The organism is Oleiphilus sp. HI0123 (assembly GCF_001635315.1).
Window position 1 is genome coordinate 1 of sequence record NZ_LWGE01001036.1, and the last position, 2,446, is coordinate 2,446.

Sequence of the window (2,446 nt, forward strand, 5' to 3'; positions counted from 1 at the left end):
TAACGACTCCACCGCGCGCTGCGCTAATCTGGGTTCCTACTGTCATACCAATATCGATTGCATATAGGCTTGGTTGCGAATTGTGGCTAAAGCGGCCCTTGAAGCTTTGCGTGACTTTCATTGGTTTAAAGTTTTTGAATGGTGGTAAGTAGTGGCTTTGTGTATGACGACTGTCAGGGGAGCCGATTACATAGTAGAAGCGATGTTCGCCAGAAAAAATGCGGGTCGGGCTTTGGTATACCGCTTCTTGTGAATTTTCTGGAATAAGCTTGCTTAGTTTATGCGTGCCAACACTTAAGAATATTTGAATTGGTGCAAAATAGGGGTTGTGAACTATAAAGTCAGTTCCATTGTCACTGTGTGAAAGCACGAGATGAGGTTTAAGCGTTTTCTTAGTTTTGCTGTGGTAGTTTATACTCTCAACTTTTGTTTGCTTGGAAACAGGTTTTTTATCGCTATAGTGCCACTTACCATCACTACCTTGATATTTGTATATCTGGGCGTGTGCGTTATGAACCGAGGACGTAAAGATCAGTGCGAACGTCAGCGCAACGGAACTTAGCTTTAGCATCGTTTTTCTATATCTTTCGCTAATTTCTGGGCCCGTTCCTTCCGTTCTTTTTCAGAGACCTTGACAGCTTGATTATTGTCATCGAGAAAAACAACACGACCTACAATCGTCTGTAAATAAGATCGTGCCCAATTACACCAATCGTCCTTTGTAGGTTGATCCTTTCGTTTACTCTGCCATTGTTCGAGTTTTTGCTGGCGTAATGCGTCCAGATCTTCTGCCTGGCGTTGAAGCTGCTCGGGTGAGCTGAGTTCACTGGTTATATTCATTTTGCTTGTGTCGATCTCGACTTCTTTTGCAGCAGAAGGCGCTCGAGCGTGATCACTGAAATGAACTTGCCCATTGGCGTCAGTCCAGCGAAAAACCTCAGCACTCACATTTGGTAACACCAGTACACAGAGCGTGATAAAAAATAGTAGTTTGGTCTGCACTTAAATACTCCCTTGTCTAGTATGCTTTTTTCATACTAACTTTTATAGTCCCTGATAAGGGAGCTATTCTAACAAAAGTAGCGGTTTATGCTAAAGGAATTGATAAGCGATTTAGGCCGAAGGTACTTGTGTTAGCTAGAGTGAATACTTCTCATTATAGAAATGCTTGAGCTACAGAGGTCTACAGGTTATGTTGTTTCATTAGGATAAAAATGCCGGAGAGATACATGATAAAAGGAACTTGTCTTTGCGAAGAGGTGCAGTATCAATATGATGCTGATATCCAAGAGGTTGCGATGTGCCACTGCCATCAGTGTAAAAAGGCTCAAGGAACGCCATTTGTTACTAACGCACCTATAGAGAGTCAATACTTCACCATTACGAGTGGCGCTGATCATTTGAAGACTTTCATGTCGAGCCCTAATAAAAAGCGCGTATTCTGTAGCAACTGCGGAAGTCCTTTATATAGTCAAAGAACCGATATGCCCGAAACAATAAGACTAAGGCTTGGAACTATCACTGAAGGGGAGTTCCCTGGGCCGCAATATGAGATCTTCTGTGAGTCCAAGTCAGAGTGGTTTGACGCCAAAGCCGAGCGTCCACGCTATGAGCAGCACAAAGTCTAAATGTTGGGAGCTTCGTATATATGGGAAAGTACTTTGTTATATATCCACTAAACTTCTAGCGATAGAATTTGTCACAATAATATAGCCGCGAATTACATCAGTGGCTCGGTCTGCTTATCCAGGGAAATAAACTATGAGGCATGTGAAAGTTGAGAGACGAGTGGCCGCACATTATTTGCTAGCAGCCATTGCTTTTATGCTATATGGCGGCCAAGTCTGCCCCTTATTGGAATCGATAACGGCAACTACCCTGGTTTTCCCCATACTCGTTGCTCTAGCTATTCGTTTGTTTAGTATTTCCTGGATAGATCGCAAACCACTTGACCGTCAGGTGTCTTTCCAATTCTTTCTAGATCTGAGCTTATTTATAGGCGCCGGTATCGCTCTGAATATTCACAATTTAGTGTTTCATGGCGCCCCTTTAGATAGTTTATTAAAGGTTGTGATGGGCACCTTAATACTCGGCGCGTTTGTGGCGCTGGATTTATCTTTAGGTAGAGAGAAAGATATTGCTCAATATCTCATTAAGCAGTCGATGGCATTGCAGTTAAGGGAGAACTTTCTTTCCTTTGGTAAGAAGTTCTCGGCGGCGGCAATTGTATTGGTATTCAGTATCTCGACGGTATTCTTTTTGGTTATTAATAAAGACCTAAGTTGGTTGGTCGATAGTAGCCGTTATTTGGATATAAATGATGCGCGCATTAGCATTCTCAAAGAGGTAGCCTTCGTCGCTGCTGTCCTCTTGGTATATAGTATTCGGATCATATATTCCTATGTGACAAACTTGAATATGTACCTTTATTACCAGAATCATACCT

General features: G+C 42.4%; 3 protein-coding genes and 1 pseudogene. 2 read left to right on the top strand and 2 right to left on the bottom strand.

The features are described 5' to 3' along the window. Window positions 1-571 (bottom strand): DUF4124 domain-containing protein (locus tag A3761_RS08950; protein WP_156491770.1); only part of this gene is annotated, 571 nt, incomplete at its 3' end. Continuing rightward, a complete protein-coding gene (locus tag A3761_RS08955) occupies window positions 565-1,002 on the bottom strand; it encodes a DUF4124 domain-containing protein (protein ID WP_068553637.1) in 438 nt (145 codons plus the stop codon). The genes A3761_RS08950 and A3761_RS08955, both read right to left, overlap by 7 nt. Window positions 1,003-1,229: 227 nt before the next feature. Here A3761_RS08955 and A3761_RS08960 point away from each other — a divergent pair, with 227 nt between their 5' ends. After that, on the top strand, window positions 1,230-1,628 hold the full coding sequence (locus A3761_RS08960) for a GFA family protein (protein WP_068510490.1): 399 nt from the start codon (window positions 1,230-1,232) through the stop codon (window positions 1,626-1,628). Between the two features lie 133 nt (window positions 1,629-1,761). After that, window positions 1,762-2,446: pseudogene (locus A3761_RS08965) on the top strand (hypothetical protein); the annotation flags it as partial.